Raw genomic sequence first — 25,976 nt, forward strand, 5'->3', positions numbered from 1 at the left:
TCGCCACGGGAGCCCAAGGGCCAGAGGGGGCTCGTAGGATGGCCGCTGCGCAGCCGGCGTCTAATGGGCGAGCATGGTCAGCGCGCGCTGATAGAAGACCATGTGCCTTGGCAGCACGGAGTCGCGCCCGATGTAGCGGCGGGTGATTTCCTGGAAGTCCCCCTGATCCGCCACGGCGTTGAGGTCACGGCTGGTCCAGTACCAGCACGCCACGCGGAAACCCACCTCGGGGTTCGCGGCGAGCTCGGGGTTGTTCTCCAAGTCGATCCCCAGCGCCTTGCCGGCGGCACGGTAATTCGCCCGGCCCGTGAGCAGGAGAGGACCGCGGCCCTTGTAGCGAGGGCCGTCTCCAGGCTGCACGTTCCCCAGGTCTTCCCGGCCCTCGTACTGCTCGCCTGAATCCGGCTCCTCGAGGAGGTTGAGCTGGCCACTCACGAAGGCGAGCTGGGCGAGGAAGGCCGCCTGACGCTGGGGCGTCGTGATGTCCGCCTCGGTCATCGCCTTGTTGAGATGCGGCAGCAGCTCGGTGGCTCGCATCTCCGAGCAGTTGGGCATGAGGGTCCGCAGCTGCTCCACGGAGAGGCCCGGGCCTTCGGGCGCTTCCCGCTCCGGAGACTGGAAGTGGACTCCGAGCTCGTGCCAGGTGTCGGAATCCACGATGCCGTCCACGTTCATTCCCCGGCCCCGTTGGAAGGACTGCACCGCGTCCTCCGTCTGCGCGCCGAAGAAGCCATCCGTCGGGCCGGGATTGAAGCCGGCGGCGATCAGCCTGCGTTGCAGCTCCGTGACCAGCGGGCCACGCGAGCCCTTGTGCAGCACGCGGGGCAGGCCCAGGGATGTGAGTTGAAGGAAGCTCGTATCGATCTCGGTAGGCGTTGGCATCGGAAACCTCCATCTGCCTCAAGGTGCGGCGGTACCAGACGTTTTGTGAAGGCCTGTAACTCCCAGACAGGCGGACCCTCCTTCCCAGGGCTAAGAAGGTGTCATGATGTCCCGCCATGGCCAGCGGGGCTGCGGTCCGCACGATAGCTTGCTAGGCTTTCGCTCCTTGCTGCCCAGGGGATTCCCGCACCGCAGTCCTCCCTTCCCTGTCGTCCAAGGAGGAACCCAAGTTGCGAAACACGGCGAAGGTGGCGTTCGACGGCAATTCCCGCTTCCAGGTCCGTCGCCCTCTCGGCTCGGGGGCTTTCGGCTCCGTCTACGAGGTGTTCGACAAGCACTACAACACCGTGGTGGCGCTCAAGCTCCTCAATGAGCTTCGGCCCTCCGTGCTGTACCGCTTCAAGCAGGAGTTCCGCCTGCTCGCGGACAGGGCGCATCCCAACCTGGTCACCCTGTACGAGCTCCACTCGGAGGGCGAGCAGTGGTTCTTCACCATGGAGTACGTCGAGGGCAGTCACTTCGGTGACTACGTCCGTGGCACCGGTCTCTCCGGACCCAGCACCGACAAGTACCCGGTCCCGGCGGAGACGAGCTCGCTCGCGCCAGACGAGCCCACGGTCACCATGCGCAAGGTCGAGGCGGATTCCGAGACCACCACCTACTACCCCTCGGACAAGTCGACGGAGGCTTTTTCCTTCAGGAACAAGGAGCAGGCGCTCCGTGCCTTCTCGGGCAATCTGGAGCGCCTGCGCTCTGCCTTCTTCCACCTCGCCCAGGGAGTCCAGGCGCTGCACACCGCGGGAATCGTCCACCGGGATCTCAAACCCTCCAACGTCATCATCACGCCGTCTGGCCGCGTCGTGGTGCTCGACTTCGGGCTCGCCAAGGAGCTGCTGCCGGTGCCCTCGGAGGCCACCCCGGATGAGTTCGCTGGCTCCCCGCCGTACATGGCACCGGAGCAGTGGGCGGGGGAGCAGACCTCCGCGGCCAGCGACTGGTACAGCGTGGGGGTCATGCTCTTCGAGGTGCTCGTCGGCAGGCGGCCGTTCAACGGTCCGTCGGACGCCCGCCTCGCCCAGCAGAGACAGGGGCCGATAGATCCCTCCAGCCTGGTGGAGGGAATCCCCACGGAGCTGGCAGCGCTCTGCCTGCGCCTGCTCCATCCGGACCCGCGCCAGCGAGCCGGCTACGAGGACCTCATGGCCTGTGTCGCCCCGGGTCGCGGCGAGTTCCTCCGGCAGGGGAGCATCGTCCCCATGGGGCCTGCCCAGGTGCTCGTCGGGCGCGAGCAGGAGCTCGGGGTGTTGACGCAGGCATTGCAGCGCAGCAGTGCGGGCACCCTCACCCTGGTGAACCTGCGCGGCGAGCCCGGCATGGGTAAGAGCACCCTGCTCCGCTCCTTCGTGGACTCGCTCTATTCGCGCGGCGTGGCCGCCCTGCTGGGGCGCTGCTACGAGCGCGAGTCCGTTCCATACAAGGCGCTGGACAGCCTCATGGATGCCCTGGGGCGTTATCTGCTCCTGCTCCCGCGCTCCCAGGCCCGCGAGCTCATCACCCCCGAGCTCCAGAGCCTCACGCGCCTGTTTCCCGTTCTGCGGTTGAACGAGGAGCTCCTGCCCAATACCCTGCGGCCCGCCGAGCCCTCGTCCCAGCTCCAGGGCCGCCAACAGGCGGTGGCCGCGCTCCGGGAGCTGCTCCGCCACATCTCCCAGCGCACCTCCGTGGTGCTCTGCCTGGATGATCTGCAGTGGGGCGACGTGGACAGCGCGCGATTCCTGGCCGAGCTGCTCTCCAACGACGCGCCCCCGCTGCTGCTCGTGGCCAGCTATCGCGCTGGAGAGGAGAAGCGCAGCCCCTTCCTGCTCGAGCTCGAGCGGCTGCTGGGGGGCGCCACCTGGAAGATGGCCCGGTATGAGCTCGAGGTGGGAGCACTCTCCCCGGACACCGCCGTGCGGCTCGCGATGCACCACCTGGGCGCGTCTTCACCTGAGGCCCGCCAGAAGGCCGAGAAGATCGCCGCGGAGTCCCGAGGCAACCCGCTCTTCATCGAGGAGCTGTCCCGCACACCCACCTCCCTTGCCGACTCCCCCGAGGGCAGCTCGCTCCGCGAGGTCCTTGGCCGCCGCGTCCGCCAACTTCCGGACGAGGCACGCCACCTGCTGGAGCTCCTCGCGGTGGCCGGCAGACCCACCGGCCAGGATCTGCTCTTCGATGCAGCCGAGAGCCAGCACGCCCTCCTCTCCACCGTCGTGCTGCTGCGCGCGCACAACCTGCTGCGCATTCGGAGCGGGGAACGCGCCATCCTGGAGCTCTCTCACGACCGAATCCGCGAGGGCGTGGTGGGGCAGTTGGAGGCCTCCAAGCTCGCCGCCCATCATGGTCGGCTCGCCCATGCACTCGAAACCCGGCCCGGTTCGGATCCGGAGCTGTTGGCCATACACCACCACGGGGCGGGGAATCTTCGCAGCGCGGCCCTCCACGCATTCCGAGCCGCGGAGCGGGCCAATCAGGCACTTGCCTTCAACCATGCGGCGGAGCTCTTCGGGTCCGCCATCGAGTGGAGCGGAGGCTCACCCGCTCCGGAGCTTGGAACGCTGCGCTCGCTGAAGCTGCACCGTGCCGAGGCGCTGGCCAACGCGGGCCGGGGCGCCGAGGCCGCGGTGCTCTTCCTGGAGTTGGCCCAAACGGGTGGCGAGCCCCGGGAGATGCTGGAGCTGCAGCGCCGCGCCATCGAGAACTACATGCTGAGCGGCCGGATCGATGAAGGACAGTCGCTCCTGCAGCCGATGCTCTCCCAGGTACCCCTCACGTATGGGAAGAGCTCGGCGGGCGCCCTGGCGCATCTGATGTGGCAGCTGCTCCGCTTGCAGGTGCGGGGCATGGAGCCCGGCAAGAGTCGGGGGGCACTCTCCCCCGAGCAGGTCCTGCGAATCGACCTGGGCTGGTCGCTCGGCAAGGCGCTGGCGAGCGTGGACTGGATCCGTGCCGCCGGCTTCCAGCTCCAAAGTCTGCGGTTGGCGCTCGATTCGGGGGAGCCCTCCCGGATCGCCCGGTCGCTCATCGCCTTCGGGCCCATCCAGATATGGGAGGGGAAACCGGACTCGGTGCGCAAGGGCGTCCGGTATCTGGAGCAGGGGGCGGCGCTCGCCCGGCAATTACAGCACCCGGCGCTGATTGGCTTCGCCGAGGTTTATCAAGCCGCGCACTCGCTCGTCCTGGGTGATTGGGGCGGCGGGATGGCGCACGTGGACACCGGGATGCGCCTGCTCCGGCAGCACGGAGTGGACGTGATCTGGGAGACCAACGTCGGGCGCCTGCTGGAATGCCAGCTCCTCGATCTGCAGCGCCGGATGGCAGAGCTGTCCCAGCGCGCAGCGGAGTGGCATCGGGTGGCCGCCGAGCTCGGTGACTCGTACTCCAGCGTGATGGCTTCCTTCTTCATCTCTCACTGCCTGCTCGCGCACGACGAGCCCGAGGCCGCCCTCCAGCGCATTTACGAGGCCATGGCCGGCTGGTCCCGGCTGGGGGCCATCCAGCAAGGCTATACCAGCCTGAGGGAGTGCCAGGTGGACCTGTACCGGGGTCGGCCCGGGGACACCTGGAAGCGGCTCGAGGAGCTCTGGCCCGCCCTGGAGAAGGGCCACATGATGCGCGCGCAGATCAGCCGAATGGACTTCCACGCCCTCCGCGCCCAGAGCGCGCTGGGATTGGCCGCGGAGGAACCCGGCCGGAAGCGGGAACTGCTCACCCGAGTGGAGAAGGACGCGGCCATGTTGGAGCGTGAGATGCGCCGGGATGCCCAGCCCCTGGCTCGCCTGCTCCGGGCGGGGGTTGCACACCAGCGCGGCCAGACTGACGAGACGCTCGCCCTGCTGTCGGCGGCCATCGAGGGCTACCGGTCCGCCGGTATGTCCACCCACGAGGCCTGCGCCCTCTTGTGGAAGGGCGAGCTGGTGGGAGGGGATGAAGGCAGAGCGCTGGTGCTGACCGCCTCGGCCGAGCTCGAGAAAGAAGGCATCAAGCGTCCCCGACAGTGGGCGGCCATGCTGGCTCCCAGTCTCTCACGGTAGGCGCTGCCGCGCTCCGGCAGCGCTGTCGGATCATCCTGTATCGCCAGGTACGATTTGATAGCATCTCCGCCCCGTCGAGCACGCTGCACACGAAACAGTCAGGAGTGGCCGCGGAGTCGCCAGCCGGACTCTGGGACACGGAGGGGCGTTCATGATGCTGTTACAATTCATCGCGGACCTGCTGCGGGATCCGGAGCTGCAGCGGAAATTCACCAACAACCATGACGCCACCATGGAGCAGGCAGGGTTGACCGCGGAGCAGCGGGCCGCCATGGTCAGTGGAGATCGTGGAAAGGTGCTTGAGCTCATCGGGAACGAGCTCCAGAACACCGAGTTGTTCGCAGCGGTGTGGCTCAAGGGCGGGGTCACCGTCACCGCGGTCAATCCGCAGGTGGGTGCGCCCGGCGCGAACGTCACCCTGAAGATCACGGGGGACTACTTCGCCTCCGGGGCGTTCGCGACGTTGCAGATAGATCAGGTGAACTACCTTGCGATGACGACCAGCGTGACCAATCCAGAAGCACGGAACTCGGTGCTGACCGCGAGCTTGAACATTCCTGCCGGTGCACGGCCGGGCAGGTACTCGGTCACGGTGTCCAATCCGGATGGGTGGTACGGGCTCATGCCGGATGCGTTCACCATCACCTGAACGCGAGACCCCATGATCGTCCATATCGATCATCTGCTGAGCCGCCTGGGACAGGCGCACTCCACCGAGCTGTTCTCGGGGGAGGCGCTGGCACACGTCTCGGCGATAGCCCGGATGTTGCCCATGATCTCGGGTGGGCTCGCGCTGGAATGCCGCCTGGAAGAGGGCGCCTCGCGGGTGGACTTCATGGTCTGCTGCATGCGGAGCGACGGAGGACCGAAGGCGCTGGCCGAGGGGCTCGAGTGCACCCGGGAGCGACTACCCGGCTCACTCTGGGACGGCGTGCGAGCCTTCTCCCGGGAGTGGCTCTCGGCGCGGTCGCCGCTGTCTCGGGTCCCCATCTTCTGGCTCGAGTACGACGTGGTCGGGCCCATTTCCGAGGTACCCCGGCCCTTCCCCTTCGTCTGCATCCAAGAGGATCTCTCGAGCGGCCCGTCCGCCCGCCGGGGCTCGCACCGCCAGCAGGTGGAGTCCTCACGAGAGCTCGCCTGGCACGCCCTGGAGGTTCTCCGGGGTAGGCAGGTCCTCCCCGCCGTCCGGCACACCGTCTCGCGTTGCTTCGAGCTCCTCCCCGAGTCAGCGGAAGTCGAGCACGTTGCGCCTCTCGACTGCCGCGGCTCGGAGGCGGTACGGCTGGTGATCGGTCTGCCCCGGGAGCAGGTGGGGACGTACCTGGAAGGGATTGGCTGGCCTGGTCCTCGCTCGCAGGTGGAGGTGCTCTTGAGGGACTGGCTCCCCCACCTGGGCTATGTGGAGATCAACGTCGACGCGGGAGAAGACGGCATCGCCCCGACGATCGGCTTGTCGCTGCCACTCCCCGCCGACACGAACGTGAGCTGGGTGCACGAGGTGCTCCAGCGGATGGTGGAGCAAGGCGTGTGCACGCCCGGCAAGCGCGACGCCGTCCTGGCGTGGTCGGGGAGCGAGCGGGTGGTGCTCGAGGGGGATCGCTGGCCGAGCAAGCTGTGCCGAACCATCGGTCTCAAGCTGGTCTGCCGGCCCAACGAGCCCATCACCGTGAAGACGTATCCCTACTTCGAGTGCCGTTTCTCTCTCTGGGGCTGAGCCCTCGCGGCTAGCCGACAGAGACGGTCTTCGAACCCTCGAAGTAATACGACCTGCCCTGCTTGTCCGTGATGAAGCCGAAGTAGTTGATGGTCACGGACCCGCCGTCCTGCAAGGGGTCGAACAGTTGAGTATAGGTGTTGACCTGAAGGCTCGTTCCCGCCGGATAGGCCGTGTTGCTCGCCATGGTGTAACCAGAGCAGTAGACATTGCGTGTCTCGGGGTTCGCGGCCCACGTCAGCAGGGCCGAGATGGAGTAGTCAGAGGGATTCCACGGCGCGGCCTGGCAGGTCACCATGAGCTTCTGGTTCGAGTAGACCGCCTGGAAGACGGGGACACTGACGGGGGGCCGGACGCTGCTGGCTTCCTGCTGGGCCGGGGGAACCAGCGTTTTCAGCTCCGTCACGTCAGTGCCACTGTACTCCAGTTGCTCAACGAGCTCGGCTCTGGAAAACATACGGGTTCATCTCCTTGGTGAGACAGGTCTGTTACCGCGATGCCGCGAGTGAGGGAGAAGGCGCGAGCCAGACGGTCATTGCGCCCCGGAGAAGAGGAAGCTGAAATCCGCCGACCTGCCGCTCGTGGTCTTGGCCACGCTGTGACACTTGATACAACTGGAGCTGGTCCTGGTGGAGAATGGATTGTAGCCCGGAGCGGGATAGGCAGGGATTCCGTCGCTGGCGGGATGCTGCCCCTGGATGAAGGTCTCCATCACGGTGTTGGCCAGATAGGTCGGCGTAGGCGTCTGCGGATTGATGCCCATCCACTGATTGGAGATGAGCTCGTAGTTGCTCCAAGGCGAATTTCCGAACAGCACCTTGAAGTGTTTGTTCAGCCGCTGGCTGGAGGGGCCGCGCAGTCGCGTCACCTGGGTGGGCCGGTGAAGTGGCTGACCGAAGGGGTCCAGCTCCACATAGGTCTTCGTCTCGGGGTCCTTGGCGGCGGTGGGGGCGTTGGGAGCGCAGCAGCGGGTGGTGCACGGACGCGGCGGGTTCGGGGTGTAGGAAGGCGTCTCCGGGCAGTCCGGGTTGTTGAAGGACTTCGTGACGTTATCCACATGCTCGAAGGTAGCCCAGAGCCAGCTTCGCTGGCTGGCGGTCTTGTGGGCGATGTGGAGGCCCACCAGTCCAAGCGTCACCGGATTCGGATCGGGACTGGCCGTAGGTGGCACCAGGTCATCGTTATAGACTTCCGCCTCGATGGTATAGAAACGGCTCGGGTCATCGCCCTGGCCCAGAACCTTCCACGCGGCCTTCACCTCGACAGTTCCCACCGGACCGCAGGATTGGTCCTTGCAAAACTTGTCGTCGGGGCCCGCCGGCAGGTTGATGGTTGCCTCTCGCTGGCCGGCCTTGTTCCAGAGGTTGTTGGCAAGAAGATAGTTGTATGCGTCCTCGTTCAGCCGCACCTCGTAGCGAACGAAGCGGCCATTCTGGTCCACCAGCACGCCGCCCACGGATTGCTGGATCTTTCCCAGGCGGGCGCGCTCCTCGCGCGCAGAGCACCACCGGGCCGGTGCTTCTCCCGGTGGGACGAATACGTCCGACGGCTGGAGCCAGGTCTCCCAGACCCTCGGGCCCTTTGTATCAAGAAAAGTGCGACTCCTATCCGGCTCGCAAGTGCCAGGGGCCGCAGGCCAGTTCAACGCGATGAACTCACGCCACGCGTAGAGATCCATGTTGGACTGATTGGGAAAGGCATCGACGTCCGGTGGTAGCTCGGCGAACCCGGAGAGGATGGTCTCCACCGACGCATTCGGAGCCTTCTCGAGTTTTGGCGTGGTGTCGCGCGCCTCGCTCGCCATCGACACCCACAGCAGGCTCATGACGAGCAGTGACATGACCGCATGGATGGAGCCTTGATGGATCGACATGTGACCTCGGGGGTTCACCCGCTCAGACGTACTGCGCATGATACGGAGCCCCCACAGGCTCCGCTGTGATCTGCTTCACTCGCGCCGCTGGGGGGAAGAGATCCTGCCGGTAGAGGGCCACGACCGCGGCGTCGCAGGCCTCGTGGGGGGTGCTCCGATGAACCAGACACGGGGCTGTCTACCTTTTCGTCCCGCTCCCGCGCAGCCCTGGAACGGCAATAAGATGCGCGCGTGCGCGCCACGCTCCACATCCTCACCGAGCTCATCCAGCGCGAGCGGCCCCTGTTCTCCAGCGAGAGCCGCCCCTCGCGATGAGCACCCGAGAACCCAGGGCTCGAACGCACCTGCTCGCCTGGGGAATCATCTGGGCGGTCTGGGCCTTCATCTCCCGGAACAACCAGGCCAGTCTTCCCCTGCTGGTGATCGCGACCACCCTGCTCGTGGGCTGCTCCGCGCTTGCGGTCTACGCGAACCATGGGCTGTGGATTCCCCGCCTGCTCCGGAGGGGACGCCCCCTGCTCTATGCAGCCGTGCTGGGCGCCACGCTGCTCGTCCTCACCTTCCTGGTCGTGCTGGGCATCCAGGCGGCCTACGACATTCTCTGGGAGCCGGACCCCCTGCGGTTCGGCTTCTGGACGAACGTCGCCATGGACTTCTTATTCATCTCCTTCCATGTCCTGGCCGCGGCCGGCGTGTTGGCCGCGATGAAGGTGCCGTCCTCCTAGACTCGCCGCGGGAGTAGGACCGCATCACGGTCCTTCCGCGTAGCTTCGCCCTTGCTCGAACCCGGGAGCAGGAGCTCGTCGTGCGAACCCTTCCCTTCGCGCTGCCCGCCATCAGGATGGAGCTGGCGTGGCACCCAGGGCACGAGCGAGATCCGAAGCACCTCTGGTTTCGAGGAATCCTCCGGGACGCCGTGCGCGCCGCGGGGCTCCAGCCCTCCAGGTGAACAGCTGTTAGAGCCGACCTTCCTGGACGAGCGCCCGAGTCCGCGCAGGGTCGAGAGCAGAGCCCGCTTGTAGCCGTGCTCCTGTTGACGATGACGCCCTCGCGAGGCTCCTTGAACTGGTGGAAGGACACCTGGGTCTGGGGCTCGAAGGTGATGATCTCCGACACGTCGTCGCCCAGGATGGTGGCCTCGCGGATGATGAACTCCTCACGGGGTGCCCCGGGATGCCGCGCCTCAGCGATTGGAATGCGGCGTGTTGAGCAGCTGCTGCTCCCACGTGAAGCTGGTGCCAACGTTGCCCATGTGGTCCACCAGCAGCTTCGCCAGGCCGGGCACGGTGGCCTCGCGCGCCCAGTCCCGCTGGAGCTCCGAGGCGAAGACCGACCAGGTGATGGGCACGGCGCCGGCCTGGACCATGCGCTGGATGGCCACCTCGTGCGCCTCGACGGAGACGCCACCCGAGGCGTCGGTGACGATGTAGACCTCGTAGCCCTCGCCGAGCGCGTGGATGGCCGGCATCGCGAGGCAGATCTCCGTCCACAGCGCGGCCATGACAATCTTCTTCCGGCCCGTCTTCTTCACCCAGTCGATGACGCGGGGGTCCTCCCACGTGTTGATGAAGGTGCGGTTGATGGGCTTCTGCTCCGGGAAGACGTCCTGGAGTTGCTTGAGGAGGAGCCCGCCGCGCTCCTCGAGCACCGTGGTCAGCAGCGTCGGCACGTTGAACAGCTTCGCGCCACGAGCCAGACCCACGACGTTGTTGATGATGGTCTGGGAGTCGTGGCTGCGCAGGCCGGCGAACTGGAAGGGCTGATGGTCGATGAGGATCAGCGCGCAGTTGTCAGGAGAGAGCAGAGCGTCGATACCGGCCTTCGGGTTACGGGGGGCATTCATGGTGGAGCTCCAAAGACAGTGAGGATTGGTCATCGCAGAGGCAGCGGCCCACCCCAACGGGCGGACCTGCGGCTCTGCGTTTCGGCGTCAGCACCGCACCGGGTTGCTGATGGAGAGAACAATGCCGGCGGGCCGCTCACCGCGGTAGCCGGCAGTCTGCTGAATCACTTTAAAGATGATCTTTAAAGCGAACCCGGCGGCCTTTAAGGTCCTCCACCATGGAGACGCTCGTCACTTTGGAATCGTTCATCCGCAGCGCCCAAGCCTCCAGCTTCTCCGCCGCCGCTCGCACGCTGGGGCTGACGCCCGCAGCCGTCAGCCAGAACGTCGCCCGGCTGGAGACGAACCTGGGCGTGCGCCTGTTCCAGCGCAGCACGCGGGGGCTGACCCTGACGGAGTCGGGAGAGCGCCTGCTGCGCGAGGCCAGCAACGGACTGGATGTGCTCCAAATGGCCATTGCCAACGTGGCGATGACGGCGGGACAGCCGGCGGGAACGCTGAAGGTAAGCATGCCTGCCGCCTTCGGACAGAACTTAGTGCTGCCCCTGCTGGAGGACTTCCTCACGCGCTATCCCGGCATCGTCCCGGACTGGCACTTCGACAACCGGTCGGTGGACATCATCAACGAGGGCTTCGACGCGGCGATTGGTGGCGGCTTCGATTTGCCCACGGGGCTGGCAGCGCGGGAGTTGGCCCGGGCGCACATCATCGCAGTGGCCGCCCCCTCCTATGTAGCGAAGGTCAAGCCGCCCCGGAAACCCGCGGACCTCAAGAACTTCGACGGCATCTTGATGCGCTCACCGCAGACCGGACGCATTCGATCCTGGCCATTGCGCAACCGCACAGGCGAGCAGGTCGCCGTCGAGATGCGCCCGCGCATGCTCTTCAATGACCCGGAGGCGTGCACCCACTGCGCGGTGATGGGGCTGGGCATCACCTTCACCGCCATGCACAACGCGCTGCCGCACCTGCAGGCGGGAAGGCTGGTGCGGCTGCTGCCGGATTGGCACGCCGACATCGGGCCGATTTCGATCTACTACGCAGGGCACAAGCAACTGCCGGCGAAGACGCGCGTGTTCGTGGACTTCATCATCGACTCGTTCAAACGCCAGGGCCTGGCCCGGCAGCTCTCCGCGTGCTGAGGGAGCTGCTCACTTCATGAACCGCGTCATGCCTGTCAGGGTCACGAATTTCCGCGAGGCGTGGGACGGGCATGTCAGACAAGACGCGTCCCCAGAAGAGAGCGCCCTGGGAAACGGGCTGGTCCAGTGCTTGCTATCGGGCCCGGCACACTTGAAGTGCACGGGGGTCGTCGATGAAGAAGCTCTGGGTCCTGGCGGCATGTCTTTTCACAGGAACGGCGTGGGCACAGCCTGAGGCCGTCTCTCCCTCCTCGGAGACGGATGGCTCTGAGCCCTCGGTGTCTGTCTGGATTCAACCCTTGGGCACGCTGGCGCTCGGGCTCGCCGGGCCCATGGGGGGCCCGGGCACCTCGTACCTCATGCTCCCCGTGGGAATGAACGTGCACCTGAGTCCCACGCGGGAGTTGGTGTTCGAGGTCACGCCCTTCTTGAGCAGCCAGGACTGCGAGGGCCCCTGCCGCACGCGAGCACTCGCCTTCTCTGTGGGGAACGCCTGGAGCCTGTCCTCCCGTTCCAGCTTCTTCATCCTGCCGAAGGTGATGGGGCTCGTGTCCCAGGACGTGGGCGCCTCCGATACCGACGTGTGGACGGAGACAGGAGGCCAGCTCTCGCTGGGACTCGATGTGGGCTACCGCGTGAAGAGCGAACACCTCTTCCTGACGTTCGTGCTGGGCGGCAGCGTGGGCCGGGGCTGGAACGTGCCGCACACCAGCTCGAGTCTCTTCACTTCCTTCTATGACTGGCCCCAGCGCTCGCGCGAGAACAAGTGGGTCTTCGATCTCAACCTCAATCTCTTGCGCATCGGCGCGAGCTTCTGATGAACGCTCGTGCGTCCCCCGCTACCGCAGCTGCGCTTTGAGCCGCAGGGACTTCGGGCCCCGCAGGAAGAGGTTGCTGTTCCAGTCGAGCGACTCGGCCGGGCTGGCGGCGAACTCGAAGCGGCGCACGCGGCGCAGCAACTCCTCGAAGGCCACCTTTGCCTCGAGCCGCGCAAGCGGCGCGCCCAGGCAGAAGTGGATGCCGTAGCCGAAGGAGTAGTGCCCCTGCACCTCGCGTGTGACGTCGAAGCGATCCGGCTCCTGGAACTTCCGGGGGTCCCGGTTGGCCGAGCCGAACAGCGTCATCACCCGTGAGCCCGCCGGGAGGGTCTGCCCGCCCACCTGGAGTTCCTGCGTGGTCTCCCGGAAGATGCCCTGGACGGGGGAGTCGTAGCGCAGGATCTCCTCCACCGCGTTGGGGACGAGCGAGGGGTCGGCCACGAGCTTCTCCCACTCGGCCGGGTGCCGGAGCAGGGCGACCATCCCGTTGCCGATGAGGTTGGTGGTGGTCTCGTTGCCAGCGATGAGCAGCAGCCGGCAGAAGGCGACGAGGTCGCCGGAGGTGACGAAGTCCTCCTTGCCTCCCGCCTCGACGAGGGCGCTGATGAGGTCGTTGCGCGGCGAGCGGCGGCGCTCCTCGATGGCCTGCTGCATGTACTCGTGGAGCGCGCGGATGCTGGCCTCCAGACGGGCGGGCGCGGTGTCGGCGAGCGACAGGTTGGACGAGTTGATGGCGTCATCCGACCAGCGCTTGAAGTCGCGGCGGCGCTCGGGCTCCACGCCGAGCATCTCGGCGATGACGGTGACGGGCAGCGGGGCCGCCAGGTCCTCCATCAGCTCCACCTCGTCCTTGCGCAGCATGTCGTTGATCAGCTCGACGGCGATCTCCCGAATGCGAGGCTCCAGCTCCGCCACCCGCTTCGGGGTGAAGGCACGGCCCACCATGTTGCGCAGGCTCGTGTGGATGGGCGGATCCGAGGCGATGAGTGAGTTCTCCGGCGTCACCAACGCGCGGATCTCCGGGCTGAGCTTGTTCGTGGTCCTCCTGCTGAGATCCATCCCCTTCGACGAGAACATCGCCGGGCTCTTCAGGATGGGACCGATGTCCTCGTGGCGGCAGATGACATACGCCCCCAGCAGGGGCTCGATGTAGTGGACCGGGGCGGACTCCCGGAGCTGGGCGTAGATGGGATAGGGATTGGCCAGGACGTCCCGGTTGAGCAGGGGATGGGTGGGGGGGGCTTGCATGGGATTGATCCTCAAGTGCTTGGCTGCTGGTCGGGCTGCCTCGGGCCACTCTCGGGTGATGCTTATTGCGAATCGTTGCGCCGTGCAACGTTGTGCCATGCAACTTTCCTCTCCGCAACAATGCGCCGCGGCATGGACTTCCTCGCGGTCTTGCCTCATTGAACAAATTGAGGGGACATGAACAGACAGCGAAAAACGGAGCGGAAGAAACCGGCACACGAGGAGGCCACGCTCGATTCCCTGGAGCGGGAGCTGAGCGTATTCGTCCGGCGCGCGCTCCGGTTGTTCTGGAGCGAGAAGCGGGACGAGGACGTTCTCGACCGTTGGAACTACGCGTTGCTCGTACGGTTGCTCGAAGAGGGGCCGCTTCGGGTGGGCGAGATGGCTCGCCGGTTCGGCATCGACAAGTCGACGGCAAGCCGGCACCTCGGAAAGCTCGAGGAGGAGGGGCTGGTGGAGGCCGTGGCGGACGAGCGCGATGCCCGCTCGGTGCTGCTGCGTATCACCCCCCGGGGCGAGGCGCGTCTCATCGAGGTCCGCCAGGCCCGGATGCAGCCGATACGGAGGCTCTTCGACACCTGGCCCCAGGAGGACCAGGAGGAGCTCTCTCGGCTGCTGGCCCGGCTCAACGAGGACCTGGATCGGCTCGGGGTTCCTCCGGCCCGGTGAGGGGGCGCCTCCTGGGTGTGGCCCCTCTCACAGTTCCAGAGTGCCGCGGGCGCGGCGCTGGGCATCCAAGCCTCTGGACAAGCGATGTCCAGAGGCTTAGCGCAGGCCCTTGTTGGGATTGATCAGGTACTTCTTGCCGGTGGCGCGCTTGCTGTAGACGGCGATCATGTCGAGCTGCAGCGCCTCGACCAGCGAGAGTTCCGCGGCGTATTGACTGGCGAACGTGGTCTTCAGCTCGGCAGCCACCCGCTCTCGCAGCTTTTGTGCGGCCTGAGGGCCGATCTTCTCCAGGAAAGGAATGAGCAACCAGCCACCCACGCCCCAGGCCATGCCGAAGTTGCCCCCGAGCTCTATCGGGCGTGGCTCGAGTTTGCCGTAGATATAAACCTGCTTGTGGACTTGTGACCCGTAAGGACTGTAGGTGGTGGCGGTGCGGTTGGCCGCGGCTTCCATGCAGGCGAGGATCTGCCCAGCGAGCTGCCCGCCACCGGTGGCGTCAAACGCGAGCGTGGCGCCGGTCTCCACCAGGGCCTTGGTCAGATCCTCGGTGAACGTGGACGAGGTGCTGTCATACACATGGACCGCACCGAGGTCGCGCAGGAGCGCCACCTGTTCCGGGCTCCGGACGATGTTCACCAGCCCGATGCCGTCCTTGATGCAGATCTTATTCAGCATCTGCCCGAGGTTGGAGGCGGCGGCTGTGTGCACCAGCGCCTTGTGGCCCTCTCGACGCATGGTCTCGACCATTCCCAGCGCCGTCAGCGGATTGACGAAGCAAGAGGCGCCGTCGGCCGGGGTCGCGTCTTCCGGCAGGACCAGGCAATGGGCCGCCTTGAGGACCCGAAACTGGGAGTACATGGCGCCGCCCAGCGCGGCCACGGTCTTGCCGAGCAGTTCCCGGGCATTGGCTCCCGCCTTGATCACCACGCCGGCGCCCTCGTTGCCTACGGGCAGGGACTTGTCCAGCCGCGGCGCCAGGGCCTTCAGCAGCTGCTGCGGAATGGTCGCCGTGACAACGGGGCTCTCCGCCGTTCCTCCAGCCCGGGCCGTGGACATGTCGGCCGGGCCCAGCAGCAGGCCCAGATCCGAGGGATTGATCGGCGAGGCTTCAACGCGGATGACGACTTCGTCGGGAGCGGGGTCCGGTATCGCGACCCGCGCCAGCGACAACTCCAATTCGCCCTGGGAACTCACTCGCGAGCGAAGCTGTAGCCCATGTTCCTGACTCTGGGTGTTCATCTGGCTCTCCTCTTCTTATTTACTGGAAGACTCTTCGTGACGAACGCTTTGGGTGCGTCTCATGTCGAGGGAGCCAGGTGAAATCAAGCCTTAAAGCTGCAACGACGCGCGGCCCGTGGCCAGTCACTCCGGCAACGACTCCGGGACTTCCCCCAGCGCGGCGCGCAACAGGCGGTCGATGAGGTCAAGCCCGGCTTCGCCCTCGCCCGGAACGAACTCCAACACAGACAAGCCCACCAGCCGTCCTCCCTCCCGCAGGTGCGAGAGCGCCGCCACCAGCGCCTCCGACGTCACACCTCCAGGGGTCGGGCACTTCACATATGGGAAACCCGTGGGCTCGAGCACATCGAGATCCAGGTGCAGGTAGACCTGACTGAAGCCGGCTTCTCCGACCCAGCGGGCGAGCGAGGCCGGCTCGTCGTTGAGCCGCGACGCCGTGAGGCGGGAGAGCTGCCGGGCCGCGATGAAGTCGGACTCCGGCGGATCCAGCTCCCGCGCTCCAGCGAGCAGCACCTGGCGCGGGTCGAGCCGGGAGGTGACGAGCCGGGTCAGCGCGGGCTCCCCTTCACCCAGCAGGCAACGCAGGGGCATGCCGTGGAAATGCCCGCTGGGCGAGCTCTCCGGCGTATTGAGATCGCCATGGGCATCGAGCCAGAGCACCGCCAGGTCACCGGCGTAGCGGTGGTTCAGCCACGAGACGGGCGCCAGCTCCACACCGCAATCGCCGCCCAGCGTGACAAGGCGCGCGGGCGCGTGGTGTGCGAGCAGCGCCGCCGCCGCTTGCTGCTGGGCCAGCAGGGCGTCATAGCCAAGGATGCCGTGCCGGATGGGCAGCGCGGTCTCCCTCGTTACCGGGACCTCCACCCAGGGCAGCTCGGGCCAGCGCTGCCTCACCAACACCGCGCCACGGTAGAGCTCGTCGCTGGAACCGGATCCTTGCCACTGCGGGAAGTAGAGAAAAAGCATGGGGCCTCTCAGGTGTGTGGAAGGCAAGTGGACTTTCACTGGATTGCCGCGAAAGGCCTTCGCGCTGGACGTGTCCTCGTGCGTGAAGCGTGGGGGCAGGCGCGCGGGGTGCTGGCGTACCTGATGGGAGGGCCCGTGAAGGCCCCTCCCCCGTGGGGACGGCTCAGGGCGTGGGGTCCCCGTGCTGACGCAGCCACCCGGTGATTTCCTCCAGGGGGTGACGTTCGGCCGGGGCTTGTGCGGCAAATACATCTCGGGCCTGCCGGGCCAGGAGGATGGCGCGACGGGTATCACCCCCGCTCGCGGTGAGCGCCCGGGCGAGCGCGAAACGCGCATGGGCCGCCTCAACCCGGCCCGGGTTGCCCTTCGTGCGATCCCAGAGGGTCACCGCCCGCTCCAGGGGTCCGAGCGCCTCACGGGGCTCCTTCATCGCCAGCAGTGCGCGTCCCTGTCCCGTCAAGGCACGGCCGACGTCCGGGTGCTCGGGACCCATGGCCCGCTCGAGGTCTCCGAGCGCGCTCCGGTAGGCCTCGAGCGCCTCGGAAGGTCGGCCGAGCTCCACCAGCGTCGCGGCCAGCTCCTGGTTGACGAGCCCCAGCTGCGGATCGTGCTCGGGCAGGCTCCGCTGCCGGATGCGGAGCGAGCGGCGCAGCACCTCCAGCGCTTCGCCGGGTCGCCCCGCCTCGCGCAGGGCGCCCCCGAACACCTGCAGGCAGGTGGCCACGTCCGGGTGCTCGGGACCCACCAGCTTCTCCCAGAGGGCCAGCGAGCGCCGGTGGTCCTTCAAGGCCTCCTCATGGCGGCCCAGGTTGCCCTTCTGGACTCCCACATACGTCAGCGCAACGGCCACGGTGTGACTCTCCGCGCCGTATGCGCTCTCGAAGATCTCCAGCGCACGCTGGTGGAACGCGAGGGCTTCCTCGCTCCGGCCCAGCTCGGCCTCGGCGGACCCGAGGGATTGGAGCGCGTACGCCACGTCGGGATGATGGGGACTCAGCGCCGCTTCCAGGTTGGCGAGCGCGCTCCGGGCCAGCTCCACGGCCTCTTCGTAGCGACCGAGCTGGCCGAGAATCCCGGCCATGTCGGTGAGGGAGGTGCCGATATCCGGATGATGGGACGGGAGGAACTGCCGGCGGAGCTCGAGCGCCTTCTGGTAGCGCTCGAGCGTCTCCTCGAACCGTCCGTCCACGAAGGCGAGATCCCCTTCGTAGGAGAGCCGGCGCGCCGTGAGCTCCGGATCTCCGCCGAAGCGCTCACCGGCCGCCTCCGCGTGACGAAGCAGCAGGCGGGCGCGGGGGGTGTCGCGCTCGGCGCCCTTGCCCACGACGAAGGCCAGCAGCGTCCATGCCCGTGCGGCCTCCCGGTCGTGTCCTCCGGCCAGCGCCGCCAGCACGGCCTGGGTGAGCGTCTCCTCGGCGCGCGGGAAGTCGCCCAGGTTGCCCTGGCCCACCCCGAGCAGGAACAACGCCTCCGCCAACACGGGCCGATACTCAAGCGAGCGGGCCCGTGCGACGGCCGCTTCGGCCCGAGGCGTCCCCTCGTGGAATCTGCCCACGTCCAGCAGAGCCTTCACCTCGGCGAGCTCGCCCCGAAGCGACTCCACCGCCGCCGCCCGTTCCGGCTCCCGAGGAGGCCTCACCCAGGACGTGAGAGTGCGGGCATCGGTGCAGCTGTCCAGGCGTCCCAGCGACAGGGCGCTGCGCACCGCATTCACGACGGTCTCCTCGTTGGCCCCAGCCAGCACGGTGGTGAGCGCCTTGAGCCCGGACAGGCGCTCGCGGAGGCAGACTCGCTGGGCTCCAAGAAACTCGCCCCACTCTGTCCGCTCCCGGGCAGGGGCCTCGCAGGCCTGCCGCTCGAGCGCGAGCCAGGTCGTGCTGTAGCCATCGAGCGTCTGCTCCACACGGCTCCACGCGCTCTGGGCGAAGGTCTTGCCCACCGCGAGGAAACGCTCGCGGATGCGCGCTTTGCGCTCGGCGTCCCAGACGCCCTGGAGTTGCGCCTCCAGGCCCTGGCATTGCGCCGCCGCACGGGTCCGGACCCAGGCCCCTCCGGCGATCACAGACACCAGCGCGAGCGAGCCCAGGGCAAGGGCCATCCGGCGCCCGCGCCGCTTGCGGCCCTGCTCGACCGCCGCCAGCAGGGCCTCCATGGAGGGAAAGCGCTGCTCGGGAGAGAAGCTCAGTCCGCGAAGGAGCACCTGCCGCAGCCAGGACGGAACGGTTGTCCCCCGGGGAGGAGGCCGGACCCGCCCGTGAGACATCTCCTCCAGCAGCGCCGGGGAGTCGCTCCCGAAGAAGGGACGCTCTCCGTAGAGGGCCTCGTAGAAGGCGATGCAGAAGCTGAACTGATCGGAAGGCGCGCCCACCTCGCGTCCCTGGTGCTGTTCCGGGGACATGTAGGCGGGAGTCCCGAGGAGCGCTCCCGTCCGGGTGAGCGGCCCCGCCACGGGCGGCTGGAGCTCTCCGGCGGGCCCTGACGGCACGTCCGGGAAGGTGCCGCGAGCCAGACCAAAGTCCGCCACGCGGACACGCCCGTCCCGCCCCAGCAGCACGTTGTCGGGCTTGAAGTCCCGGTGCACCAGGCCTGCCCGGTGGGCGGCCGCGAGTCCCTGGCCCGCCTGGAGGTACTTCCCGGTGATCTCCTCCCAGCGGCGAGGCGTCTCGCGCAGCCAGCGCGACAAGGTGCCACCGTCAACGAACTCCATGGCCACGAAGACCTGATCGCCCACCGAGCCAACTTCATGGACGGTGATCACATGGGGGTGCGCGAGGCGCGCGGCGGCCTGGGCCTCTCGAAGCATCCGGGACGGGCCGGAGCCACCACGGGCCTGGCCGAGGAGCGCGGGATGGAGGAGCTTCAGCGCGACCTTGCGGTCCAACCGGGGATCATGGGCCGCGTAGACGATGCCCATTCCGCCCGTGCCCACCCGCTCGAGAACCACGAAGCGGCCCACGCGTCCTCCGGGGAGCAAGGCGTCCTCCGACGGCTCTCCGGCGGGGGGAAGGTCTGGTTCGAGAGGAGGCTCAGGCTCCTTCGCTTCGGAGTTCCGGGCGAAGAGCGCCAGGAGGGAGGTACACCGGGGACAGTGGTCGAGATGGACCTCGAGCTCCCGGCACTCGCGCTCACCAAGCAGACCTTCTGCGAATTCGACCCAGCGATTCTCGTCGGGGCAGGTGGACATGGGTACGGTGGGGCGGAGACGTCGTGGGGGGATTCGGCGCCTCGCCCCCTGATGCCCAGGAATGGTATAGCCATTCGGCACGGCGCGCCTGAAGGAACAGCGGTAGACAGTATGGATACGCTCGAGAGCCTGGTTAGGAGCTTCGTCGCTCGGCTTCCCCCCTCTTTGCACGAGAGGCTGGCCGCCACGGTGGAGCTCGAACGGTGCGTGGGAGAATGGCTCCGAGCCGCCCAGTCCACCTGGCCCACCCTCTCACTCGACGCTGGGAGCTTCCTCGCGCACGTCGCCCAGTGCATGTCGAAAGAGACCGACGCGCGAGCGCTGGACTCGCTGCGGGCGGCTGATCTCTACCTCGCCAGCGGATGCGCGATGGGGAACGCCCAGGCCGTCGCGCTGCTCGAGCAGCACCATGGACGCGAAGTGGACGCCGCGTGGGCGCGAACGGGCGAGGGCAAGCTGTCCCGGGACGATCTGCGCCAGCGCGTGTGGCAGAAGTTGCTGGTAGCGCAGCCGGAGCAGCGGCCGGGAATCTGCGAGTACGCCGGCCGCGGAGAGCTGCGGAACTGGATTCGCATGGTGGCCCTTCGAGAGATGATCGACGCGGTCCGGGTCCGCCGCGCCGCGGGAGCTCCCGAGCGGCTGGAGGAGCTGGGAGAGGCCTGGGAGGCGGCCAGCCCGGAGGAGGATCCCGAGCTGGCCCACCTCAAGTCGCACTACCGGTCGCACTTCAATGACGCCCTCCGCGAGGCCCTGAAGGCGCTTGGCCCCCGGGAGCGCAACCTGCTGCGCCAGACGTATGTCCACGGGCTCAGCGCGGCGGAGCTCGCCCAGCTCTACCGGGTGCACCGGGTCTCCGTCGCCCGCTGGCTCGCCGACGCCCGCCGCCAGGTGCTCGAAGGCACCCGGAGCGTGCTCTCCCAACGGTTGAAGCTGGAGGGCTCCCAGCTCGACAGCATCCTGCGGATGGCTCAGAGCGGAGTGGACCTGAGCCTCGAGCGGGTGCTGCGCACCCAGGGCGACTGAGCCCCGCTACCCGGAGACCCGGCATTCCATCAGCTTGCAGGCCTCTTGAGGCGGCAGCTCGGTCAACGTCCCGTACATCTGGTAGTTCACGCAGGTGTTGTAGGCATCCTGCTGGCTGGTCATCAGCGAGCTGCTCGTCTTCTCGATGTAGGTAATGCCACTGCCGTCCGCGTAGTGCTGGTGCTTGTACCGGCAGGTGAAGAGATTGGCGCCAGCGCAGCTGGACTCGGAGAAGACATTCGTGCAGGACTGGAAGACGCAGCGCTGCTCCGGGGGAACCGTGGAGACCTTGCCATTGCGCTCGCGGACCATGCAGGCCTGATACGCGGACTCATGGGCCTGGACGGGATCGAGCCAGGTGAACTCGTTGTAGGAGACGCCGCTGCCGTCCGCGTAATGCACGTGCTTGTAGGCGCAGCGGTACAGGTCGGTGCAGCGCGGCAGGGGAACGCACCCGCAGCCGGACTCGTTCAGCATGTAGCCCTTATCGCAGGCGCACTGGCCATTCACGCGCGAGGCATGAGCGGGACAACCGTCGTTCTCCGGATCGGGCACACAGCCGGAGCAGTCCTCTCCCCGGATGTAACCTGGATCGCACACGCAGAGCCCTCCCTGCGAGCTGCTCCCCTCGGGGCAGGTGGATTGGCACTGTCCGTCGACGCACGTGGAGCCGGACGCACAGCTGCCGCAGGAGCCACCGCAGCCATCGTCTCCACACACCTTGTCCTGGCAGCTTGGCGTGCACGCTGGAGCGCACTTACCGCCCTTGAGCTCCTCGCAGGTGGAGGTGCGCATGCACTCCAGGTTGCGCTCGGATTCGGGGAGCCCCTTGCAGAAGTTGGTGCATGCCGCGACGTCCAGCGGCGGAATCCGACAGGTCTCCACTGCCTTCTCGCAGGCATCGGCACAGGTGAACGGCTCCTGGACATCGACGGCGCACTTACCGTCCTTGAGCTCCCCGCAGGTGGAGGTGCGCACGCACTCCAGGTTGCGCTCGGCTTCGGGGGCCTCGTTGCAGGCGTTGGTGCATGCCGCGACGTCCAGCGGCGGAATCCGACAGGTCTCCACGACCTTCTCGCAGGCATCGGCACAGGTGAACGATGAACCGGCATCCTGGCCACCGGAAGGCGGTGGCCGGTCAGTATCCTCGGTGGGCGAACACGCGAACAGCAGTGCGAGGAGAAGAGCCCCGCCGGCAAGGCGCCGGTGGGGAGTGAAGCGCGAGGAGAGCCGCGGCGGGTTGTCGGTACGCATGGGTCGTCACTCCAGGAAAAGGTTTCCCCGAGGAGGACGACAGCCGGCCGAAGCTGTAACACACTTTTTCGCGATGCCCGGGTACCCCAGGACATAACCCGGAAGTAACAAGGCCGGAGGACACTGAGTGCTCAGCGCTCTCCGGCCTCGGACTCCCACCTGGATCACAGCTCACTTCACTACTTGCCAGGACTGGTGGCGTCGAGCTCCACGGCGATGAGCTTCTGTCCCTCATGCTGGAAGCGAGCGCGCACCTCCTGGTGGGTAGGCGTGCCTCGAAGCTGGATGGCTCACACGAGCCGGTGTCCCCCATCTACATGCAGCACCTCGCCTGTGGTGAAACCGTTCCCCATCAGGAAGAGCGCGGCATGGGCGATGTCCGCGGGAATGCCCACGCGCCCGACTGGGAGACGGCGCACATGCTGCTCGAAGCGTTGCTGTTTGACGCCCTCGCCAAAGCTGTCCCACACGGGCGTGTCGACCCAGCCAGGAGACAGCAGGTTCACCCGGACGGGTGCGAGCTCGAGCGCCAGGGCCCTCACGAGTGACACGAGCGCACCATTCGCAGCGGCGACGACCGACCCGCCCGGCCCCGGCCGCACCGCCGCGATGCCTCCGGTGAAGAGGAGCGAGCCTTGGGACTCGAGCCGTGCGTACTTGGCGACGTGAAGCGCCACCAGGAGCTTCGAGTCGAGGGTTCGGCGCGCCCTGGCCAGCTCGAGCTGACGAACAGGTTCATAGTACGCCTCCACCGTCGTGACGACGACATGGTGCGCGGGCGGACACTCCTCGAAGAGCCGCCGGGCCTGCTCCTCCTCGGTGAGATCGGCGGCGAAGGTACGCACTCCGTGTGTCACCCCGAGTTGGGCGGTGGCAGCAGCGAGCTTCTGCGGGGAGCGGCCCACCAAGGTCACTGAGGCTCCAGCCTCGAGGCTGGCCTTGGCCACCCCAAGACCGATTCCAGAGGAGCCCCCTGCCACGATGACGTGCTTGTCTTTCAGGTTCATGCCTTCGAAGTAGCGCACCCTCCCCTCCTTCAGCCATGGAATGGTGTGGCAAGCTCCATCCCATGAATGGGATGACCTCACTGGACGACTTGCGGCTCTTCGTGGCCGTTGCGCGGCACTCGAGCTTCGTGGAGGCGGCGCGGCGCTCGGGAGTGCCCACCAGCACGGTGAGCCGCAGGGTGGCTCAGCTGGAGGAAGCGCTGGGTGCCCGCCTGCTCCAACGCACCTCGCGGAGTGTCGGCCTGACCCATGAGGGTGAGCGACTGCTGGAGCGTGCGGGTCCGCTGCTCGAAGGGTTGACCTCCGTGCTCGACACGAGCGTGGAACGCGAGGACGAGCCCAGGGGTCGGCTTCGGGTGACGGCGCCGGTGATGACAGGCGCACAGCGCATTGCGCCGGCGCTGTTCGCCTTCGCGGCCCGGCACCCTCACTTGACCCTGGAGCTCGAGCTCACCAATGCCGTGGTGCCTCTGGTTGAAGAGGGCTTCGATCTGGCCTTCCGCTCGGGGCCCATCCACGACGCGGAGTTGGTGGCTCGGCGCGTCTGGTCGATCCCCTTCACGCTCGCCGCCTCGCCCCAGTTTGTGAAACAGGCACTGAGAGGCCGGACCCAGCTCGATCGCGAGATGCTCGGTTCGGTACCCGCCATCCTCAGTCAGCCCGGCGGCATCTGGCGCCTCCGCCGACGGGATGGCTCTGTCGAGGATTTCCGGCCGTGCGAGCGCCTCCGCGTAAATGATCCGCGGATGACCATCGCCGCGGCGGTGCAGGGGCTGGGTGTCGTCTGCGCTCCAAAAGAGGCCATCGATCAACAGGGCCAGGCGCTCGTGCAGCTCACCCTGACCGGGCGCACGGTCGAGCCGCGCGAGCTCTTCGCGGTGTACCCGTCCCGGCGGCAACTGCCCGCCCGGGTGCGCATGGCGCTCGATTGGGTGATGAAGCACGGCTGATTCAGGAGCCTCACGCCCACCTCTTCCATTGGAGAGCCCCCGTCTTCCTCGCCTGGGTTCGCACCTGAGCGGGGAGTGTTAACCTCGCCCGCATGACAGACGAGCAGCGGCGCGCGTTCGAGTTGCTGAGCAGCGGGACCACGCTGGAAGAGGCCGCCGCCCGGGGGGAGCTGGCGGCTCATCGCGGACGGCTCCTGGCACTCTCACAGGAGCTACCTCCCGACTCTCGCTTCGCCACGGCACTGCAGGAGTTGAGCGCGGCGCTCCTGCTGGACCTGGCCTTCCTGCGGACCTATCCCGAGGCGATCCTCCCGGTGCTGCACTGGCGCTGCGCCTTTCATGACAACCCCGTCCTCGCCGAGCTCGCGCAACGATGGCGGGAGGAACGCACCACGGCTCGGCCGGGCAGCGTGTGGGTGCATGCGCTGCTGCCACCGCCCCATGCGCCAGGTGGCCCGCTGCTCGCCGAGCTGCGCATGGCGCGCCCCCACGAGCTCCTCTCTCCGATGACCTCCGAGGGACACGTCGTCCTGGATGAGCGGGGCGTCATCCGCCACTGGGCGCCCGAGGAAGGGACGCTCGTCGACGGACCGGGCGTGGCGCGTCCAGCGCACCGCCTGGAGCTCATCACCCGCGGCTGGGATGGCGCCGCGCTCCACGATGCCGCCACCGGCATGCCTCGCCACGAGCTCGCGATTCCAGAGGAAGGAAATGCCACGAGCGGGAGCTTCTCCCCGGACGGGACCCTGTGCGTCCTCGCCGGCTTCGGGGAGGACTACAACTTCGGATTCCTGCACCTCCATGAGACGGCCACGGGGCGGCTCCTGCACAAGTGGGAGGGGCCGCGGCCTTTCAGGAAGCAGCCCGTGTTCTCCCCGGATGGCCGGCACGTGCTCGCGCCGAGCGACGCGGGTCTCTTCCTCTGCGACACCGTCACCGGCCAGCTGGAGTGTCTGCCCATCCACGACGCCCAGGGCGTTGCGTTCTCAGCGGATGGTCGGCGGTTGGTCACCACGAATGAAGAGGTGGTACGGGTCTGGGACCTCGCACGGCTGCGTGCGTTGGGACCCCAAGCGCCCGAGCACTCAAGGCCGATGCGGTTCTCACCGGATGGCCGGCGTCTGGTCGCGGGCGATTGGCTCCGAGACGGGGCCACCGGGCAGCGCCTCAGAAAGCTCGACATCCACCGGGGGCGGTATCTGGAGGGCGGACCGACACAGAATTGGTTCACCTGTGGGAGCGTGCGCATCGTGTCCCTGGAAGGGGGCATCCACGTCTGGGAGACGGAGAGCGGAAAGCCGCTGGCCCACCGGAGCAACGTCTACTATCCGTATTGGTACATGACAGCCTTCAGCGCCGATGGGCTGCGCTACGCGGCCGGGAAAAAGGGCGATTCCGAGGTCAAGGTATTGGATGTCGACACCGGCGAGCTCCTGGCTGAAGTCGAGCTGGCGAAGGGAGACATTGAGAGTCTGGCCTTGTCGCCGGAAGGACAGGTGCTCGCCATTGGCACCCAGGAGGGCCCTATCGAGATTTGGAGCGTCGCCAGCGGGCAGCGGCTCGTCACCCTCTCCGGCCACGGCGCCCCGGTGAACGAGCTGGCCTTCTCCCTGGACGGCCGCAGCCTGGTGTCCGCAGGGGACAACGAGGCGCTGCGACTCTGGGCGATTCCCAGTGGCGCGGCGCTCGCGAGTCGCCCGCTCGACGCGCGAGACCCGTCTTACTACCAAAGCGGCTCCGGCAAGCGCTGGACATGGCACGCGACGTCCGAGGCGCTCCGGGCGATCTCCGGCTGGGAGGGTTTTGTGGGGCCGCGCCCCGTGCCCTTCTCCGCCGAGGTCCAGGGAGGCGTGACACTCTTTTTCCACCGGGAGACGAAGCAGCTCGCGGCGGCGTTCCCCGGTGTCGGGCCGTGGCTCCCTCACCCGGACGGAGTGACGTGGGCCTCACCCTCGGCCCATGTCGTGCTCGAAGGCGCGGCGGGCCCATCCCAGCGAGAGTGAGCTGTCAACCCGCCCCAGCAAGGCGCAGGGCCAGGAGGTAGGCTCGCGCCCCTGGGCTCCATCTGAATTGTACATTTTCACCCCAATCACC

The 25,976-nt window shown here is 67.3% G+C and carries 21 protein-coding genes and 1 pseudogene; 11 read left to right on the top strand and 11 right to left on the bottom strand.

Going from position 1 to position 25,976, the window contains the following annotated elements; genetic code table 11:
* Window positions 1-60: 60 nt before the first annotated feature.
* Complete coding sequence (locus F0U60_RS38610) at window positions 61-882, bottom strand: peptidoglycan-binding protein (RefSeq protein WP_395807199.1); 822 nt, start codon at window positions 880-882, stop codon at window positions 61-63.
* Window positions 883-1,112: 230 nt separating this feature from the next.
* Here F0U60_RS38610 and F0U60_RS38615 point away from each other — a divergent pair, with 230 nt between their 5' ends.
* The 3 genes from F0U60_RS38615 (at window position 1,113) to F0U60_RS38625 (ending at window position 6,666) form a co-directional block, all read left to right on the top strand.
* The gene (locus F0U60_RS38615) at window positions 1,113-4,952 is read left to right on the top strand and encodes a serine/threonine-protein kinase PknK (protein WP_395807201.1); all 3,840 of its coding nucleotides are present in this window, start codon (window positions 1,113-1,115) and stop codon (window positions 4,950-4,952) included.
* Between the two features lie 151 nt (window positions 4,953-5,103).
* Window positions 5,104-5,601 carry a hypothetical protein gene (locus F0U60_RS38620; protein WP_395807203.1) on the top strand — a complete coding sequence of 166 codons (498 nt, stop codon included), beginning with the start codon at window positions 5,104-5,106 and terminating at the stop codon, window positions 5,599-5,601.
* A 12-nt stretch (window positions 5,602-5,613) separates the two neighbouring features.
* A complete protein-coding gene (locus F0U60_RS38625) occupies window positions 5,614-6,666 on the top strand; it encodes a hypothetical protein (RefSeq protein WP_395807205.1) in 1,053 nt (350 codons plus the stop codon).
* A gap of 10 nt (window positions 6,667-6,676) precedes the next feature.
* Here the strand turns inward: F0U60_RS38625 and F0U60_RS38630 are convergent, their stop codons facing one another.
* Window positions 6,677-7,123 carry a hypothetical protein gene (locus tag F0U60_RS38630; RefSeq protein WP_395807207.1) on the bottom strand — a complete coding sequence of 149 codons (447 nt, stop codon included), beginning with the start codon at window positions 7,121-7,123 and terminating at the stop codon, window positions 6,677-6,679.
* A gap of 75 nt (window positions 7,124-7,198) precedes the next feature.
* Complete coding sequence (locus F0U60_RS38635; RefSeq protein WP_395807209.1) at window positions 7,199-8,539, bottom strand: hypothetical protein; 1,341 nt, start codon at window positions 8,537-8,539, stop codon at window positions 7,199-7,201.
* A 311-nt stretch (window positions 8,540-8,850) separates the two neighbouring features.
* Here F0U60_RS38635 and F0U60_RS38640 point away from each other — a divergent pair, with 311 nt between their 5' ends.
* Both F0U60_RS38640 and F0U60_RS38645 read left to right on the top strand, forming a co-directional pair.
* The gene (locus tag F0U60_RS38640) at window positions 8,851-9,264 is read left to right on the top strand and encodes a hypothetical protein (protein ID WP_395807211.1); all 414 of its coding nucleotides are present in this window, start codon (window positions 8,851-8,853) and stop codon (window positions 9,262-9,264) included.
* Between the two features lie 23 nt (window positions 9,265-9,287).
* The gene (locus F0U60_RS38645; protein ID WP_395825649.1) at window positions 9,288-9,488 is read left to right on the top strand and encodes a hypothetical protein; all 201 of its coding nucleotides are present in this window, start codon (window positions 9,288-9,290) and stop codon (window positions 9,486-9,488) included.
* Between the two features lie 234 nt (window positions 9,489-9,722).
* Here the strand turns inward: F0U60_RS38645 and F0U60_RS38650 are convergent, their stop codons facing one another.
* On the bottom strand, window positions 9,723-10,382 hold the full coding sequence (locus F0U60_RS38650) for a hydrolase (protein ID WP_395807213.1): 660 nt from the start codon (window positions 10,380-10,382) through the stop codon (window positions 9,723-9,725).
* A gap of 218 nt (window positions 10,383-10,600) precedes the next feature.
* Here F0U60_RS38650 and F0U60_RS38655 point away from each other — a divergent pair, with 218 nt between their 5' ends.
* Window positions 10,601-11,524 carry a LysR family transcriptional regulator gene (locus F0U60_RS38655; RefSeq protein ID WP_395807215.1) on the top strand — a complete coding sequence of 308 codons (924 nt, stop codon included), beginning with the start codon at window positions 10,601-10,603 and terminating at the stop codon, window positions 11,522-11,524.
* Window positions 11,525-11,697: 173 nt separating this feature from the next.
* Window positions 11,698-12,342, top strand: a complete 645-nt coding sequence (locus tag F0U60_RS38660) for a hypothetical protein (protein WP_395807217.1) — start codon at window positions 11,698-11,700, stop codon at window positions 12,340-12,342.
* Between the two features lie 21 nt (window positions 12,343-12,363).
* Here the strand turns inward: F0U60_RS38660 and F0U60_RS38665 are convergent, their stop codons facing one another.
* Window positions 12,364-13,590 (bottom strand): cytochrome P450, encoded by a 1,227-nt coding sequence (locus F0U60_RS38665; RefSeq protein WP_395807219.1) that lies wholly within the window; start codon window positions 13,588-13,590, stop codon window positions 12,364-12,366.
* A gap of 177 nt (window positions 13,591-13,767) precedes the next feature.
* On the opposite strand from F0U60_RS38665, the gene F0U60_RS38670 reads away from it, so the two are divergent.
* Complete coding sequence (locus F0U60_RS38670; RefSeq protein ID WP_395807221.1) at window positions 13,768-14,259, top strand: MarR family winged helix-turn-helix transcriptional regulator; 492 nt, start codon at window positions 13,768-13,770, stop codon at window positions 14,257-14,259.
* Between the two features lie 96 nt (window positions 14,260-14,355).
* On the opposite strand, the gene F0U60_RS38675 is transcribed toward F0U60_RS38670, so the two are convergent.
* The 4 genes and pseudogenes from F0U60_RS38675 to F0U60_RS38690 all read right to left on the bottom strand — a co-directional run.
* A complete protein-coding gene (locus F0U60_RS38675; protein ID WP_395807223.1) occupies window positions 14,356-15,498 on the bottom strand; it encodes a zinc-binding dehydrogenase in 1,143 nt (380 codons plus the stop codon).
* Window positions 15,499-15,621: 123 nt separating this feature from the next.
* Window positions 15,622-16,464 (bottom strand): arginase family protein, encoded by an 843-nt coding sequence (locus tag F0U60_RS38680; RefSeq protein WP_395807225.1) that lies wholly within the window; start codon window positions 16,462-16,464, stop codon window positions 15,622-15,624.
* 163 nt (window positions 16,465-16,627) lie between these two features.
* A complete protein-coding gene (locus F0U60_RS38685; RefSeq protein WP_395825652.1) occupies window positions 16,628-19,438 on the bottom strand; it encodes a tetratricopeptide repeat protein in 2,811 nt (936 codons plus the stop codon).
* A 111-nt stretch (window positions 19,439-19,549) separates the two neighbouring features.
* Window positions 19,550-19,648 (bottom strand): annotated as a pseudogene (locus F0U60_RS38690) (hypothetical protein); the annotation flags it as partial.
* A 207-nt stretch (window positions 19,649-19,855) separates the two neighbouring features.
* Between F0U60_RS38690 and F0U60_RS38695 the strand changes: the two are divergent.
* On the top strand, window positions 19,856-20,671 hold the full coding sequence (locus F0U60_RS38695) for a sigma-70 family RNA polymerase sigma factor (RefSeq protein WP_395807227.1): 816 nt from the start codon (window positions 19,856-19,858) through the stop codon (window positions 20,669-20,671).
* 6 nt (window positions 20,672-20,677) lie between these two features.
* Here F0U60_RS38695 and F0U60_RS38700 read toward each other — a convergent pair whose 3' ends face one another.
* Complete coding sequence (locus tag F0U60_RS38700; RefSeq protein WP_395807229.1) at window positions 20,678-21,925, bottom strand: hypothetical protein; 1,248 nt, start codon at window positions 21,923-21,925, stop codon at window positions 20,678-20,680.
* A 290-nt stretch (window positions 21,926-22,215) separates the two neighbouring features.
* A complete protein-coding gene (locus F0U60_RS38705; protein WP_395807231.1) occupies window positions 22,216-22,950 on the bottom strand; it encodes an SDR family oxidoreductase in 735 nt (244 codons plus the stop codon).
* A 53-nt stretch (window positions 22,951-23,003) separates the two neighbouring features.
* Here F0U60_RS38705 and F0U60_RS38710 point away from each other — a divergent pair, with 53 nt between their 5' ends.
* Both F0U60_RS38710 and F0U60_RS38715 read left to right on the top strand, forming a co-directional pair.
* Window positions 23,004-23,882, top strand: coding sequence for a LysR family transcriptional regulator (locus tag F0U60_RS38710; protein ID WP_395807233.1), 879 nt, complete (start codon window positions 23,004-23,006; stop codon window positions 23,880-23,882).
* 92 nt (window positions 23,883-23,974) lie between these two features.
* Complete coding sequence (locus F0U60_RS38715; RefSeq protein WP_395807235.1) at window positions 23,975-25,885, top strand: WD40 repeat domain-containing protein; 1,911 nt, start codon at window positions 23,975-23,977, stop codon at window positions 25,883-25,885.
* Window positions 25,886-25,976 lie beyond the last annotated feature (91 nt).

It is taken from the genome of Archangium minus, from assembly GCF_044360475.1.
Classification (GTDB): Bacteria; Myxococcota; Myxococcia; order Myxococcales; family Myxococcaceae; genus Archangium; species Archangium minus.